This window comes from Prochlorococcus sp. MIT 1327 (assembly GCF_047304785.1).
GTDB classification, from domain to species: domain Bacteria; phylum Cyanobacteriota; class Cyanobacteriia; order PCC-6307; family Cyanobiaceae; genus Prochlorococcus; species Prochlorococcus marinus_D.
This window is the reverse complement of sequence record NZ_CP138972.1, coordinates 1469171-1484895: the sequence shown is the minus strand read 5'-3', so window position 1 is coordinate 1484895 and position 15725 is coordinate 1469171. Positions and strand designations below refer to the sequence as shown.

16 protein-coding genes and 1 other RNA gene are annotated in these 15725 nt (G+C 49.1%); 9 read left to right on the top strand and 8 right to left on the bottom strand.

Features of this window, described 5'->3' with window-relative positions; genetic code table 11:
- Positions 1-4: 4 nt before the first annotated feature.
- Positions 5-1939 (bottom strand): 1-deoxy-D-xylulose-5-phosphate synthase, encoded by a 1935-nt coding sequence (dxs, locus tag SIB80_RS07270; protein ID WP_063420189.1) that lies wholly within the window; start codon positions 1937-1939, stop codon positions 5-7.
- Between the two features lie 117 nt (positions 1940-2056).
- On the opposite strand from dxs, the gene ilvA reads away from it, so the two are divergent.
- Genes ilvA through SIB80_RS07255 form a run of 3 tightly spaced genes read left to right on the top strand, consistent with a single transcriptional unit; the run spans position 2057 to position 4507 of the window.
- On the top strand, positions 2057-3601 hold the full coding sequence (gene ilvA / locus SIB80_RS07265) for a threonine ammonia-lyase, biosynthetic (protein WP_063420188.1): 1545 nt from the start codon (positions 2057-2059) through the stop codon (positions 3599-3601).
- Between the two features lie 37 nt (positions 3602-3638).
- Complete coding sequence (scpB, locus tag SIB80_RS07260; RefSeq protein WP_063403949.1) at positions 3639-4172, top strand: SMC-Scp complex subunit ScpB; 534 nt, start codon at positions 3639-3641, stop codon at positions 4170-4172.
- A 26-nt stretch (positions 4173-4198) separates the two neighbouring features.
- On the top strand, positions 4199-4507 hold the full coding sequence (locus SIB80_RS07255; protein WP_231901311.1) for a YggT family protein: 309 nt from the start codon (positions 4199-4201) through the stop codon (positions 4505-4507).
- Here the strand turns inward: SIB80_RS07255 and SIB80_RS07250 are convergent.
- Positions 4498-5046 (bottom strand): hypothetical protein, encoded by a 549-nt coding sequence (locus tag SIB80_RS07250; protein ID WP_063420187.1) that lies wholly within the window; start codon positions 5044-5046, stop codon positions 4498-4500. The two genes, SIB80_RS07255 and SIB80_RS07250, sit on opposite strands and share 10 nt — an antisense overlap.
- Positions 5043-5372, bottom strand: a complete 330-nt coding sequence (locus tag SIB80_RS07245; protein WP_011130058.1) for a nucleoside triphosphate pyrophosphohydrolase family protein — start codon at positions 5370-5372, stop codon at positions 5043-5045. Before SIB80_RS07245 ends, SIB80_RS07250 begins: the two co-directional genes overlap by 4 nt.
- Before the next feature lie 79 nt (positions 5373-5451).
- Between SIB80_RS07245 and pyk the strand changes: the two genes are divergently transcribed.
- The 3 genes from pyk (at position 5452) to ftsH (ending at position 10709) form a co-directional block, all read left to right on the top strand.
- Positions 5452-7236 (top strand): pyruvate kinase, encoded by a 1785-nt coding sequence (gene pyk / locus SIB80_RS07240; RefSeq protein WP_063420350.1) that lies wholly within the window; start codon positions 5452-5454, stop codon positions 7234-7236.
- A gap of 6 nt (positions 7237-7242) precedes the next feature.
- Positions 7243-8472 (top strand): ABC transporter permease, encoded by a 1230-nt coding sequence (locus tag SIB80_RS07235; protein WP_063420186.1) that lies wholly within the window; start codon positions 7243-7245, stop codon positions 8470-8472.
- 320 nt (positions 8473-8792) lie between these two features.
- Positions 8793-10709 carry an ATP-dependent zinc metalloprotease FtsH gene (gene ftsH / locus SIB80_RS07230; RefSeq protein WP_063420185.1) on the top strand — a complete coding sequence of 639 codons (1917 nt, stop codon included), beginning with the start codon at positions 8793-8795 and terminating at the stop codon, positions 10707-10709.
- Positions 10710-10963: 254 nt separating this feature from the next.
- Here ftsH and clpP read toward each other — a convergent pair whose 3' ends face one another.
- Positions 10964-11578, bottom strand: coding sequence for an ATP-dependent Clp endopeptidase proteolytic subunit ClpP (clpP, locus tag SIB80_RS07225; protein WP_071818070.1), 615 nt, complete (start codon positions 11576-11578; stop codon positions 10964-10966).
- 58 nt (positions 11579-11636) lie between these two features.
- Between clpP and psb29 the strand changes: the two genes are divergently transcribed.
- Positions 11637-12365, top strand: coding sequence for a photosystem II biogenesis protein Psp29 (gene psb29, locus SIB80_RS07220; protein ID WP_063420349.1), 729 nt, complete (start codon positions 11637-11639; stop codon positions 12363-12365).
- On the opposite strand, the gene SIB80_RS07215 is transcribed toward psb29, so the two are convergent.
- From SIB80_RS07215 to petN, 3 genes are all read right to left on the bottom strand, one after another.
- A complete protein-coding gene (locus SIB80_RS07215; protein ID WP_240953020.1) occupies positions 12332-13603 on the bottom strand; it encodes a hypothetical protein in 1272 nt (423 codons plus the stop codon). The two genes, psb29 and SIB80_RS07215, sit on opposite strands and share 34 nt — an antisense overlap.
- 220 nt (positions 13604-13823) lie before the next feature.
- Positions 13824-13976 (bottom strand): hypothetical protein, encoded by a 153-nt coding sequence (locus tag SIB80_RS07210; protein WP_167523912.1) that lies wholly within the window; start codon positions 13974-13976, stop codon positions 13824-13826.
- Position 13977: 1 nt separating this feature from the next.
- A complete protein-coding gene (petN, locus tag SIB80_RS07205; RefSeq protein ID WP_006041398.1) occupies positions 13978-14079 on the bottom strand; it encodes a cytochrome b6-f complex subunit PetN in 102 nt (33 codons plus the stop codon).
- A 72-nt stretch (positions 14080-14151) separates the two neighbouring features.
- Between petN and clpS the strand changes: the two genes are divergently transcribed.
- Complete coding sequence (gene clpS / locus SIB80_RS07200; protein ID WP_011130051.1) at positions 14152-14448, top strand: ATP-dependent Clp protease adapter ClpS; 297 nt, start codon at positions 14152-14154, stop codon at positions 14446-14448.
- A gap of 803 nt (positions 14449-15251) precedes the next feature.
- On the top strand, positions 15252-15542 hold the full coding sequence (locus tag SIB80_RS07195; RefSeq protein ID WP_041384963.1) for a DUF2103 domain-containing protein: 291 nt from the start codon (positions 15252-15254) through the stop codon (positions 15540-15542).
- Here the strand turns inward: SIB80_RS07195 and ssrS are convergent.
- A non-coding RNA gene (gene ssrS / locus SIB80_RS07190) (6S RNA) lies at positions 15537-15720 on the bottom strand. The two genes, SIB80_RS07195 and ssrS, sit on opposite strands and share 6 nt — an antisense overlap.
- Positions 15721-15725 lie beyond the last annotated feature (5 nt).

Genomic DNA, 15725 nt, shown 5'->3' with positions numbered 1-15725 from the left:
TTGATCAGGTTGACAGGGCCTGCCGTGCTTCCTGCCCTACAAGAGAAGGCTTCGAATTCAAGCAAAAGTGTTCTTGAATTCGTTCAGACATCTGTGTTGGTGTGAGCCCCAGCGCTTCACGACTCTGTTGGGGACTGGCATGGTCTACCAATTGATCAGGGATTCCAATTCGGAACGTTGGCACCAAGACATCTTGATCACTAAGGGACTCAACCACAGCTGCACCAAAACCACCCGCAAGTGCACCCTCCTCCATCGTGACGACACGACCGATACGACGGGCTAACGGATGAATCAAGGCTTGATCAAGTGGTCTTAGAAAGCGAGCATTGATCACAGTGGCCTTAACACCTGCTTCCTGCAACAGCTGAGCTGTGATCATTGCTGCAGGCACCATCACTCCATAAGCAACGATTAAAAGATCATCACCTTCACAAAGAACTTCTCCTCGACCAATTGCCAAAGGCTCCCAGCCTTCATCAAGCAGAGGTACTCCCTCTCCTGATCCTCTTGGAATACGGAGAGCTGTAGGGCCTTGATGTTGAAGACATGTCACCAACATGCGTTGAAGTTCAGCCTCATCCTTGGGCGCCATCACGGTGAAATTAGGAATAGCGCGGAAATAACTGATGTCGTATTGACCCTGATGGGTCGGTCCATCAGCGCCAACAATGCCTGCGCGATCCATCACAAAGGTCACTGGCAGGTTCTGAATCCCCACGTCGTGAATCAACTGGTCGAAGGCGCGCTGCAGGAATGTGCTGTAAATCGCCAGCACAGGCTTGAGCCCCTCACAAGCCATCCCAGCCGCAAGAGTTACGGCATGCTGTTCAGCGATACCTACATCGATGTATTGCTCAGGGACAGCCTTTTGTAGGAGGTCAAGGCCAGTACCTGTGGCCATCGCGGCTGTGATCCCAACGACAGTGCTGTCCTGCTGACAAAGCTTGATGAGCGTCTCGCCAAACACTTTGCTGTAACTCGGTGGTTTCTTTCCTTTTGAGGGAAGAGCTTTACCAGTACTTAGATCAAACGCTGATTGTGCGTGATAGCCAACTTGATCTGCTTCGGCATAGGGATAGCCCTTGCCTTTAGTCGTAACAACATGAACAAGTACAGGTCCACCAACTTTATGAGCCGTCTCAAAGGTTCGAACCATGCGTTCAATGTCATGGCCATCAATTGGGCCCATGTAGGTGAAGCCAAGCTCCTCAAAAACAGCCCCTACCTTCGGCACGGATAATCGGCGCATACTGCCCTTGAGCAGGTCGAGTTCGGCAGGCAGTTCTCCTCCCATGAAAGGCAGACTCTTGACCCTCTCCTCGACGCTATCCGAGATGAACTGCACAGGCGCACTGTGGCGCATGCGGTTTAGATGAGTCGACAACGCTCCGACTGGCGGAGAAATCGACATGTCGTTGTCGTTGAGAACAACCAGAAAAGGTGTATTGGGCATATGGCCGGCATGATTAATCGCTTCTAGTGCTATGCCGCCAGTAAGAGCCCCATCACCAATTACAGCTACGCATTTGAACGATTCACCACGACGCTCACGAGCAACGGCCATGCCGAGTGCCGCTGATATCGAGGTGCTGGCATGGCCGGCACCAAAATGATCGAAAGAACTTTCACAACGCTTCAGATAGCCAGCGACACCACCCTGCTGACGCAAGGTATTGAAGTCGCCATATCGGCCAGTAATCAGTTTGTGAGGATAAGCCTGATGGCCAACGTCCCATACAACTCGATCATGATCTAGATCAAGAGTTTGATAAAGAGCAAGGGTGAGTTCAACAACACCCAGCCCAGGCCCCAAATGACCTCCACTGGTGGACACCACCTCAAGATGGCGTTCCCGTATCTGACGTGCTACATCCTCAAGCTCGGCAATGCTCAAGCCATGAAGCTGATTCGGATGGGTTAACTCGCTCAGACGCATTCGCGTTCCTGTCCCACTCCAACCCATTCAATCTAGGTCTTCTCAGCTATAGAACGACGAAAGCAACCCTGGCAAGTGCAAACAGTTGACGGATCTGAATATTGCAAGACTGTCGTGATGGACGATTATCTACAGAGGATTCTGAGGGCACGTGTCTATGACGTAGCCCATGAAACCCCCCTGGAACTGGCCAAAAACCTCAGTCGCCGTCTTCACAACAAGATCTGGTTGAAACGTGAGGACCTACAGCCAGTCTTCTCATTCAAGCTGCGTGGTGCGTATAACCGCATGTCCCTTCTCAGCAAAGAAGAGTTGCAGCGTGGCGTGATTGCTTCAAGTGCTGGAAACCACGCTCAGGGAGTGGCACTGAGCGCCTCTTATCTCAATTGCAGAGCTGTGATTGTGATGCCTATCACCACACCCGAAATGAAGGTACGGGCTGTCCGTGCTCTTGGCGCTGAAGTCGCACTTCATGGAGAGACCTACGACGAGGCCTATCAAGAGGCCATGCGTCGCAGTGAAAAAGATGGACTCACGTTTATCCACCCGTTTGATGATCCAGAGGTGATTGCTGGGCAAGGGACGATTGCTCTAGAAATCCTGCGCCAGATCCAAGATCCACCAGATGCAATCTATGTCGCAGTTGGCGGTGGCGGACTGATCGGAGGGATTGCCACCTATGTCAAAAGCTTGTGGCCGCAAGTCGAAATTATCGGTGTCGAGCCCTACGACGCTGCAGCAATGAAGCTCTCTCTTGAGGCTGGTGAACGTATTCAGCTGCCCAATGTTGGCCTATTTGCCGACGGAGTCGCTGTACGTCAAGTAGGCAAACTCACCTTCTCATTAGCCCAGATGCACGTAGACGCGATGGTGACGGTAAGCACTGATGAAATCTGTGCAGCGATCAAAGATGTTTTTGAAGATACCCGCTCAATTCTTGAACCAGCTGGCGCGCTGGCAATTGCTGGCATGAAGGCAGATATCGCCAAACGTGATCTTCAAGACCGCACTCTTGTGGCCGTGGCCTGTGGCGCAAACATGAACTTTGAACGACTTCGTTTTGTCGCCGAAAGAGCAGAGCTAGGGGAAGAAAGGGAAGCAATACTCGCTGTGGAAATCCCAGAGCAGGCAGGCAGCCTGCGAAAGCTCTGCAATGTCCTAGCAGGGAAAAATCTCACCGAATTCAGTTACCGAATGGCAGAAGGGGATAGAGCTCAAATATTCATCGGGGTACAGGTTTTAGACCTGGATGATCGAACCAAGCTTTTAACGCGACTGCAGTCGTCAGGATTCGCATGCCTTGATCTCAGCAACGACGAGCTCACCAAAGGACACCTTCGTCACATGGTGGGTGGTCGGCTTCCTGCCTCAGCCAAAACCCTTTGCCGAGATGGATGTCGCGAACTGCTCTATCGCTTTGAGTTCCCTGAGCGACCAGGAGCTCTTATGACCTTTGTTAGTGCCCTTCACCCTGAATGGAGTATCAGCATCTTCCACTACCGCAATCACGGAGCAGATGTCGGCAGGATCGTTGTAGGTGTGTTGGTTCAGGACAACGAAATGGACGATTGGCAGCGCTTTCTTGAAGATCTGGGCTACCCAAACTGGGAAGAAACAAACAACCCCGCCTACTGCTTATTTCTGGGTGCACAGACCTTTTGATCGCGGTAACTTGGCATATTCCATACCAGGGCCTGCCATGGCCACCGATTCCCCAGCTCAAGAGAGGGATGAGGTCTCCAGCTTCTCCTTACCAGCACGTTTAGAGGCCATTCTTTATTTGAAGGGTCGCCCTGTAACGCTCAAAGAGATGGCAGAGCTAGCCAATGAGACTGAAGAACTGATTGAGCAAGCGCTACTTGCGCTGACGGCAGGCTATGCACAGCGAGATACAGCCTTAGAGATCCAAGAGAACAATGGTCGATATAGCCTTCAATTGTGTCCAGGCCTTGGCGAGCTGGTCCACAACCTTTTACCCGTTGATCTTTCCATAGCAACACTCAGAACCCTTGCCACCATTGCCCTGAAAAAAAGAATTCTTCAATCAGAGCTGATCGATATACGGGGGTCAGGCGCCTACGACCACATCAAAGAACTCGTTGCACAGAACTTCATCGAACGCAAACGACAGAGCGAGGGCAGGTCTTATTGGCTCACGCTCTCTGAAAAGTTCCATCGAACCTTCTCAGTACTTCCTGATTTAGGTTCAGCCGAACCTTCTCAGGTTGCATAGAGTTCTATAGAAGCTTGAGTGACTCCATGAACGCGCTGGAAATCCTGTCCGAGGTTATACAAGTGCTCGTCCAGGCAATTGGGATTTATTCGTTCGTACTGATCGTCCGCATACTGCTGACCTGGTTTCCCAATGTCGACTGGTCAAATCCAATACTAAGCAGCATCAGCTCAATCACTGACCCATACCTCAATATCTTCCGAGGTTTGATTCCTCCCATAGGTGGCATAGATCTCTCTGCGATCCTGGCAATATTTGCCCTGCAAATCATGCAGGGATTGCTTACAAACACGTCTCAACTCGCTTTTAATGCTGGAATGAGCTATTACAGCTGATCTAGCGGTTGTTCCGAAGGGATCACTGCCTTGGTTCCCCATAAAAGACCAGGGTCTACAGCCTGTTCAAGCGGAAGCAGCTCATCATCGTCTCCAGCACGAGTACGAACAGGAGCCTTGAATCCCTTTACCTTTGCCCCCTTCACTTGTAAAGGGTCTGGAGTTCCTGCCGGAATCGCCAACCGCACTGCAAAAATACTTGACCCGGGTTGCACGTCGCCAATAGAACCAACCCGAGCGCGGTTTGGCAAAACAGGTTCACCACTTGGATCCAAGATCTGAGCAAAAACATCGCTATCAATCACGGCAGAGTTGCCTGGATTGGTCACCTGACCTGAAAGCACATAGCAACTGGCGCCGATAGGCCTAGCCAGAATGGGCTGCGCACCTGGATCCTTTTGATCACAAGCATCGATACTCAACTGATCCACACTGAGGGTTGCCGCTAAGGCTTGATCACTGAAAACCAGATTAAAAACCAGTAAAACTGCAGTGAGCACTACCTTGAAGATGGAGCTTTGCAAAAAATTCTCCTTCATCGTTGATCACCACTTCCTGAGATCTGGCCACGTGATGCCCTGCTAGCCAGCTTATCGAGATTGGCTTGAGCCACATCTTCTAAATCAAAACCCAGCTCACTAGCCAACTGGGCTACATACCAAAGCACATCTCCCAACTCAAGCTTGATTGCTTGGCGCGTATCCAGGTCAAAAACACCTTGTTGATCGCGAAGGACCTTCTTGACCTTGTCCGCGACTTCACCTGCCTCACCTGTGAGCCCAAGGGTTGGATAAATCGGGTTCTGACCCACATTCGGATAGCGGGCCGTAGCTCGAGCTCCATGCTGGTAATGATTAATGTCCATAGAAAATCATTGGCAACGCTGTCAATAACTACGTTTTGAGGCCTGGATGGTAGTTTCCGCGATGTTTCAGGTCCCGTTGATGGCCCAGATTGATCTGACACGACGGACCAAAATTGTTGCCACCATAGGTCCGGCAACCGAGAGCGCCGAACGAATCCGAGAACTCGTTGAGGTAGGTGCTACCACCTTCCGGCTGAACTTCTCACACGGCGACCATGACGAGCACGCCAAGCGCATCTCCACCATCCGTCAGGTTTCTGATGAATTGGGAATGCACATCGGCATTCTTCAAGACTTGCAAGGCCCCAAAATTCGCCTAGGTCGTTTTGATAAGGGGCCTATCACTCTGGCCAATGGCGATTCCTTCGCACTGACCTCCAAACAAGTTCAATGCAATCAGTCAGTGGCAACCGTCACTTACGACAAGCTTGCAGACGAAGTCACGACCGGCAGCCGAATCTTGCTTGATGACGGTCGAGTGGAGATGAAAGTCTTAAAAATCGATCAAAGCGAACAAACCTTGCACTGCATCGTCACGGTGGGAGGGGTGCTCTCAAATAACAAGGGAGTGAATTTCCCTGATGTACAGCTTTCGGTTCGCGCCCTTACAGAGAAAGATCGCCAAGATCTCGCCTTTGGCCTCCAGCAAGGGGTGGACTGGGTCGCACTGAGCTTTGTGCGAAACCCTTCGGACATGAAAGAGATCCGTAAACTCATCCGCGATCATGGGCACAGCACCCCAGTGATCGCGAAGATCGAGAAATTTGAGGCAATTGATCAAATCGATTCAATCCTTCCTCTCTGTGATGGAGTCATGGTTGCAAGGGGGGACTTAGGCGTTGAGATGCCAGCCGAAGAAGTGCCATTACTGCAAAAGGATTTGATTCGCAAGGCCAACAGCCTTGGAATTCCAATCATCACAGCCACCCAGATGCTCGACTCGATGGCCTCAAGCCCGAGGCCCACCAGAGCAGAAGTCAGTGATGTAGCAAATGCGATCCTTGATGGTACTGATGCAGTGATGCTCTCGAACGAAACCGCTGTAGGAGACTATCCAGTGGAGGCGGTTCAAACGATGGCCACCATTGCCAGACGGATTGAACGGGACTATCCACAGCGTCCAATCGAAACTTATCTGGCCAGCACCATTTCCAACGCGATTAGTTCAGCCGTAAGCAGCATCGCCAGTCATCTCAACGCGGCAGCAATCGTGCCACTAACTGAAAGTGGTGCAACTGCTCACAACGTCAGTAAATTCCGCCCAGCAGCACCAATTTTGGCCGTAACCAACGAATTGGCTGTAGCAAGAAAACTTCAATTGGCATGGGGTGTTACCCCACTGCTTGTCCCAACCCAAAAAAGTACCACTGCAACCTTCAGTGCTGCAATTGCTGTTGCCCAGGAATTGGGTCTTCTCAAAGAAGGAGATCTAACAATTCAAACTGCAGGAACCCTTGCTGGCGTGAGCGGGTCCACAGATCTTGTCAAAGTAGGAATTGTCAGTGCAGTACTTGGCCAAGGGATCGGTATTGGCAATGGAACCGTTAGCGGCAAGGTCAGATTTGCTTTCTCCCCAAACGACTCAACAAAAATTGAACCAGGCGAGATTCTGGTCATTCATGAAACAAGCGATGACTATCTCGATGCAATCAGAAAGTCTGCAGGAGTGATTACAGAACAAGAAGGAGAGGAATACCACGCAGAAATGATCTCAAAACGCCTAGGGATTCCGTTCATCATTGGGATAGCACATGCCACGAGAAACCTGCTTGAAGGAGAGGTGGTAACAATGCAGCTCAGTAATGGCAAAGTTCATCGCGGCACAGGCGGCAAGCTGCCAATGAAGCTCGACTCAATGGACTGAGGGCTCATGAATAGCTCACTTCCGCTCATCGAAACGGTGAGCATGGCGTTCTCAACCCTAAAAGCCAATCGCCTACGTAGTCTCCTGACAATGCTCGGCATTGTGATCGGCAATGCTTCTGTCATCACCCTGGTAGGGGTTGGCAGGGGGGCTCAGAATCTGGCTGAGGCTCAACTAAGCAACCTGGGCGCCAATGTGTTGTTTGTGGTGCCTGGCAACAACGACACTCGTCGTCGCGGTGTGGCCTTCCCGCGAAATCTCGTCATCGAAGATTCAGATGCAATCGCTGAGCAAGTTCCAAGCGTGAAAGAAGTTGCACCACAGATCAGCTCAAGTGAGGTGATTCAAGCGGGTGCCCAAAGTGCTACGAGTTCAATCTCTGGGGTGACCCCATCGTTTCTACCAGTGCGCAACTTCGAAGTAGCCCGTGGAAGATTTTTTAGTGATCTAGATCTTCGTAGCGCACGCAATGTGGTTGTGATTGGTCCCGACCTTGTCAACAAACTCTTTCCAACGAGTGCTGCAGTCGGTAAGACTCTACGAATTAAGGATCAATCATTTGAAGTAATCGGTGTAATGGCTCCTAAAGGAGCGGTGTTTGGAAACAATCAAGATGAAAACGCGTACATTCCACTCACAACAATGGTTAGCCGGATCACAGGCAGAGATCCAACCTATGGCGTCAGCCTTAGTTTTATCAGTGTGGAAGCCAAGAATGAAGAAAGCACGGGGGCAGCAAAATTCCAGATCACCAACCTGCTCCGTCAACGACATCGAATCCTGAGAGATGACGACTTTGCAGTTCGATCACAGAAAGATGCCCTCAGCATCGTCAACACAATCACCGGAGGACTAACCCTCATGTTGGCAGCAATCGGAGGGATATCGCTGCTAGTAGGAGGAATCGGAATCATGAATATCATGCTGGTTGCGGTCAGTGAACGTACTGAGGAAATCGGACTAAGAAAGGCCCTAGGAGCTCGCAATAGCGATGTATTGAGCCAATTCCTAATCGAGTCACTCGTTCTTGCAAGCTTTGGTGGCGTCATTGGCACAGCTGTAGGTGTTGGTGCCGTCACAACAATCGGAGTTTTGACCCCTCTCCCGGCAGCAATCGGAATAAGCGTCGTTCTAATCACCGTTAGTCTCTCTGGATCAATTGGTTTGATCTTTGGTGTTTTGCCCGCCAGACGTGCAGCAAGACTTGACCCAATCGTTGCCCTGCGACGCCTGTAAAACCTTTTTGATTTTCAGAGAATAGGCAAATCAAAAAAGGGGTAGCAATCACAACTCCCCTGCTACGAAAACAATGAGGTCAAGCGCCCAACGCAAGCAAAGCGGGTTGCATGGGATTGATAACTCAATCAACCAACGCGTCCTTTCTGGAAAAAACAAAACGGTTTTTGGCTCAAAGATGTTGGTTGCTCAAAGCAGCATCTAAAAGCGCAAGTGGGAATCTGAGCTCAAAAGCTCAGAAAGATGGTGCCAGAAGAGGATCTAGCAGCCAACGATCTAACCATCGACACCGTTACAGTCAGTGAACCATCCTCTAGCAGATGAATCAACGCTGGCGTCTCATTGCTCTCTGGCTGCTGCCCATCGGTGTTGCCTTGCTGCTCGCCTGGCAAATTTTAGGAAATGGCAAGCTCACAGGAGAGCAGCCGAGTAACGCAACTCTCGCTCCGCGTAATGCTGCGGTTACTCGGATGAGCTACGGCCGCTTCCTCGACTATGTGGAAGCAGGAAGAGTCACCGCCGTGGATATTTACGACGGTGGACGGAATGCAGTAGTGGAAGCCGTAGATCCCGAACTCGACAATCGCGTACAACGGCTAAGAGTTGATCTCCCCGGTCTTGCTCCGGAGCTAATCAACACACTCAAGAGCGAGGGGATCAGTTTCGATATTCATCCTGCTCGTACCACTCCTCCGGCGCTTGGCTTATTAGGCAATCTCCTCTTCCCGCTACTCCTCATTGGCGGCCTAATTCTGCTGGCCCGTCGATCAAGCTCAATGCCTGGAGGCCCAGGGCAGGCAATGCAGTTTGGCAAGACAAAAGCCCGCTTCGCAATGGAAGCTGAAACTGGAGTCAAATTCGATGATGTTGCAGGAGTAACTGAAGCAAAACAGGATCTTGAGGAAGTGGTGACATTCCTGAAGAAACCCGAACGCTTCACCTCGGTAGGTGCTCAAATCCCAAGAGGTGTTCTGCTGGTAGGGCCTCCAGGCACTGGCAAAACACTGCTTGCCAAAGCAATTGCAGGAGAAGCAGGTGTTCCCTTCTTCTCACTTTCTGGTTCGGAATTTGTAGAGATGTTCGTTGGTGTCGGCGCGAGTCGAGTCCGAGATTTATTCAAACGGGCAAAAGAGAACACACCCTGCCTAATCTTTATTGATGAAATTGATGCCGTAGGCCGACAACGTGGTGCCGGAATAGGTGGCGGGAATGATGAACGAGAACAAACTCTAAACCAACTGTTAACAGAAATGGACGGATTTGAAGGTAATAGCGGGATCATCATTATTGCAGCAACAAACCGCCCAGATGTACTGGATTCTGCGCTGATGCGACCAGGGCGTTTTGACAGGCAAGTCAGTGTGGATGCACCAGACATCAAAGGACGACTTGCAATTCTTGAAGTGCATGCACGTGACAAGAAACTTGAAGAAGATCTTTCCTTAAAGAATGTAGCCCGAAGGACACCTGGATTTACCGGGGCAGATCTTGCCAACCTACTTAATGAGGCGGCAATCCTCACGGCTAGACGTCGTAAAAAGGCTATCAGCCTTGATGAAATTGACGATGCCGTTGACAGAATCATCGCAGGCATGGAAGGGCGCCCACTCACTGATGGACGTAGCAAGAGATTGATCGCTTACCACGAAGTTGGACATGCGCTAATCGGAACATTAGTTAAAGATCATGACCCTGTCCAAAAAGTGACTCTGATACCACGAGGTCAGGCTCAGGGGCTTACATGGTTTGCTCCAGATGAAGAGCAAATGCTGGTGACTCGAGCCCAACTCAAGGCTCGAATCATGGGAGCACTAGGAGGCAGAGCAGCAGAAGATGTTGTTTTTGGCGATGCAGAGATCACAACAGGTGCAGGGGGAGACATCCAGCAGGTAGCATCCATGGCACGCCAAATGGTGACACGTTTTGGCATGAGCGATTTAGGGCCAGTCTCTCTGGAGAGCGGAAATCAAGAAGTATTTATTGGACGAGACCTGATGACTCGAAGCGAGATTTCAGATGCAATATCCCGCCAAATAGATGAGGCAGTTCGGGAAATGGTTAAGCATTGCTATAGCGAAACTGTAAAAATCGTCAAGCAACATCGGGAAGCTATGGATAGACTCGTTGAAATCCTCATCGAAAAGGAAACCATAGACGGAGAAGAATTTGTTTCAGTAGTAGCAGAGTTTACATCTGTTCCAGAGAAGGAAAGAAGCATACCTATCCTCCAGAGCTAATAGAACTAGCAGTTAAATAATAATCATCCAGGAAATCAAGCATCAGCGAATGGATCCTGACAATCCATGCCCATTCGCTTTAAGATTTAATCTTTAATTTTAGAATAAAAACAATTTTGACACCAAGATGAAGCTTGATAAATGTTTTCGTAATTACAAACAAGTCAATCAGTTCCTTCAGGATTAATGGATTGATAACTATCTATTAGAAACTCTTTTGGCTTGCAATACTTTCCTATCACAAGGCAGCCTTGTCAATTGACTGAATGAACCGGACGCTTATCGATCACACTATCGACAAGTCCATAGCCAACAGCTTCTGCGGGAGACATGAAAAAATCTCGATCGGTATCTTCTTGAATTCTCTCTAGAGGTTGACCTGTACGATCTGCTAATACTCGGTTCAATCGATCCTTTAGGAAGAGAATCTCATCAGCCTGAATACGAATATCACTCGCTTGCCCTCTGGCACCACCAAGCGGCTGATGAATCATAATTCTAGAATGTTGCAAACTGCTGCGTTTACCCATTGCCCCAGCGCAGAGGAGGAACGCTCCCATACTTGCTGCAAGCCCTACACATACTGTTTGAACATCTGGCTTGACATGCTGCATTGTGTCAAATATTCCGAGGCCATCATATACTGAACCTCCTGGTGAATTGATATACAAATAGATATCTTTTTCAGGATCTTCCGCCTCCAAGAACAACATCTGAGCAACAATTCGATTTGCCGAATCACTTGTCACAGGCTCGCCAAGAAAGATGATCCGTTCACGCAAAAGGCGCGAATAAATATCGAAGGCCCTTTCCCCGCGGCCCGACTCTTCAATCACAATCGGGATCATGCTGCTCTGCTCGGTTTTCACGATCTTAACGGCGCCGTAGCAGCGCTATGGTCAGGTGCGAAAAGGTCGGGCCAAGCACTTGAGTGACCGAAAGACCATTGCTGACAGCAAACGTGCGTTTAATCATGATTTCCCTCATGTCATCCCCTCGCTGTACAGACGTACAACTGATGAACTACTTGTCGAGCTGCATCTCCTGAGCCACCAGAAGCATTTCCACCCAGACGCACTCTTTGCTATTGGCCTTAGCCAAGTTTTTGATGTCTTCACGCGTGGTTACCGACCAGAAGCTCACGTCAAGACGTTGTTCGATGCCCTATGTCGAAGCTGCGGCTTCGACCCAAATGCTTTGCGCAAGCAGGCCCAACAAACTCTTGAGTCGGTCCGGGGTCACGATCTTGAGGAGGTCCAAGGCTGGATCCAACAACAAGGCAAAGGGGCTCCTGAAGCTCTCGCCAAGGCATTGCGTAATACTGGCAGCACCACTTTTCATTACTCACGCCTAATGGCCGTGGGGTTGCTCAGCCTTCTCGCATCTGCCCAAGGTGATGAATCATCTGATCCCGAAAAACTAAGCCAAATCGCCCATGAACTAAGTGAATCAGTTGGATTCTCCAAAGCCAGAGTTGAAAAAGATCTGAACCTCTACAAGTCCAACCTCGAGAAGATGGCCCAGGCTGTAGAACTAACTGAACAAATTCTAGAATCTGAACGTCGCAAACGGGAACAAAATGAATCTGCAAAACTCAACACTGGATCATCAGAGCAAATGTCTCAGGGGGTTGAAGCTTGTTCCAATATCAGCTGACCTGACATCCACCACCAGTCTGTTTTTTTGAGTTTGGCACCCCGCAAATAACTTAGGTTCATCGTTAAAAACTTAGCCTGTTTAACTGGGGCTGGCCAGGATCCATTAAGTAAACCTAAACGATACAATCCAGCTGTATCAGCGGACATTTTCATAACATCAGGATTGACTAGGTTGATAGTTTTATTAGAGATCTCAGTGAGCATTGGTGAGTCGCCAATAGCAATACCAACACGAGTAGGTTTTCCATTTTGTTTTTGCCAAACCCATCCACCAACAACTCTCTCACCATCCGAGTAAGGTTGTCTCCAGAGCGTAAGTCCATAGAAGTCAGCGTCAGTATTTTGATCATTTTTGACAACAGAGTTATCTTCTTTAATGAAGTTTCGTGCTTCCAGACGTTGACTAACAGTATCGATAACTGGTTGCCATCGTGAGGAGCCCTCTGGTAGATCAAGTTGGATTTGAATGCTGGCTTGAAAAGGCCCTTTACGTTGCTTGGCTAAGCTAAGATCAAGTGGTAACGATGCAAGTCTCAACCCTAATTGCTGATTAATGCCATAGTTCTTATCAAGGGAATCCTGAATAATCTGCTTCGAAAGCAAACTGCCAAAAAGCAAGTCCATACTCTTCACTTGCATATTCAGGAGAGCCTGATCTGAATCAGGTCTACCTGGCGATTTGATCGCCATAGGGCGATACTGAAAAGGGCTGGCATCAATGCCAACTGGAGCTAAACCAAAAGGGCGATAACCAACAACTCCTTGCCATTTGAGTTGATTACGATCCAATCGCAGTGACAAACATCCATAACGTGAAATCTGCAAAAGAGGTGCCATTGCTCCACTCACTGAAGCCAAGCCATCGGGACTCCAGCTCACCGCTGGCCCATGTTGTAGAACAGAATTGCAAAAACGCTGTAAAGACGATTGAGCAGCAGAAGAATGGACAAACCCTTCGCCAAGGCTTTGAAGTAGCTGTTGACGATGCAAGCCATCTGAAGCGATGACAACCACATCATCAAGACGCTTAAAAGCAATGCTTGAATTAACACTGATCGGCCAAAGGATCTCTGGCAAAAGCAAATAAGCCTCGCCATCATTTGCCCACGCCTGCCACCAGAGACCCCGACCCTGACGTCGCCAAAGGTCCTTGGCCAGGTTCATGCCAAGACGGTCCTGCCATAGACGCGGGGCTTGGCCTTGCGGATCTCCTCGAAAACTCTGGATCAAAGTCATCTCTGTCATCAAGCGAGCAAGTGTCCCTAACCGTTCTGTGCGGCTAGATGACAAATGCCCCTTTAAAAGCAGGAGAACGATCGTTGGGATTAAAAGCAGCGAGCAAATTCCAGCCGAACTGACAGGAAAGCGACAAGGGATGTAGACAATCTTCTTCAGCCTTAAGAGGCCTAGGGAATGCTGAGACATCCAATCGCCCTTTACCTATGGCAGCTGGGGATCAAACTTTCTCATTTGTCTTTTTGCGACGACGACGATCTAGCCGATCAACGACTGAAAGATAAATAACCGAAATGGTCACAAAGGCCAAAAGGATGACAGCTGCTCCGGCGAGAAGCTGATTGCTCCCTAGGCTTTGGAAAGCCTCAGGCACCTCAGAAGTTCAGTGTACCGTCGCCATTACGTCCCCACACGACCATGGCGATAGAGAAACTGAACACAGCCGCCAGTGAGGCCCAGGCGAGAGTGAACAACATAGAAGACGCAAATCAGATTGACTTAGCCTGGTAAGGCTTCAACCATTTTACACGTCAAAGCCTTCATCAGTCATGACGTTCGCGACTCCTGGTACTACGCCACTTCTTGAACGTGCCAAGCAAACTCAGAGGTATCCACAAGCTCGAGTGATCGTGCTGAACGATGATGTAAACACCTTTCAGCACGTCGTTGATTGTCTGCGAAGGATCATTCCAGGCATGAGCGAGGAGAGAGCCTGGAATCTTGCGCATCAAATCGACGGTCAAGGTTCAGCAGAAGTCTGGTGTGGTCCACTTGAGCAGGCCGAGCTCTACCACCAGCAACTGTCTGGGGAGGGGCTAACAATGGCACCACTTGAACGGTGCTGAAACAAGGCAAAGCTGATCAACCTTCAATACAGCACAATGAACTTGTTGCTTTTTGCAAGACTGACAAAAGGCTTTTCGAGCAGCAAGAGCAAAAACATTCAGCGCTCAATGCCTAGGTGAATGTGCATTGAACAAAACCTTTGAAGCGTTAATATAAAAATCACGATTAATCAACTTAAAAGGAACAGGTCCTGATACAAAATGAAAAGGGTCGACAGCCTAAAGAACATAGACAGTTCAACTTCCATCAATAAATACAAAGAAAATCAGCAAAGACTCATTTGTAAAAATCTCAATATTACAATGTTCTAATGGCCCCACGACTCATGCTCGATAGTTTTCAAAATAGTCAAACAAACAAAACTCTCTGAGCTCAAAATACTGACTTTGGTAAGCAAAAGCTGAATCCAGCCTACAAACTAATTCGTAATATAGTTATCGAGGGATTTCTCAAAGAAGAACAATCCTTGACTTTTGGATTAACAATGTACCCAGAATATATCTGAACTTTGAATGAAGATCCTAGCAAGAGTGGGAAAAATAAAATTCACCTATAGTCTCGATTAAAAGGGTTAGACCCCTCTGGGGAACATTGAATACAACCTCGCCAGGGTGGATAGACAACGCTTGATCTATTCATCATGAACCTTGCAGGGAGGGCCTTGACCTGGGAGTAAAAGTAGAATGCCTGGGATCGAAACCACCGCAAGCAAAAATATAGGATTTAAGTATCGCGTCTTAGACAGAGCTGCTTTCACCTTGAGACTTTGGCTAGTTTCGATCAATTACACGAAAAAGTTGCGATGGGTCGAGTTGTAATCACGCACAGCACCTACGTAGAGGGTCTAATTCCATGGTTGAAGGCCCTTGCAGAGGAGAAGAACATTCAAACGATTACACCAGCCGTCATTCGACGCGTCAAAGGTCATTGTCCAGAACTTCGCCTGAGAATTACAACGCCGATCAAGGGTGGTTTCAAACTGGTTGCCAGACTTGGCAGCTCAGCTCAGGAGGTTTTTGTTGTCACAAAATTGGACGAAGGGTCATTATTGAAACGACTTAATCACAGTCGTCCAGGCGTTCAAAAGAGGTGAACCGCCATGCCGTGCGAGCCCCAGTGTTCGACCTGGAAGAACCAGAAGGGGAAGCAAAGTGGGGCTTCGTTTCCGGAAGCAAGTCCGGTCTACGTCACCTTCACGACAGCCTCCCCAAATCGAAAGAGAGTCAGATCAGAGCACTAGAAAAAGGCCGTCACCAACACAGCAGTTCAAGCAGAA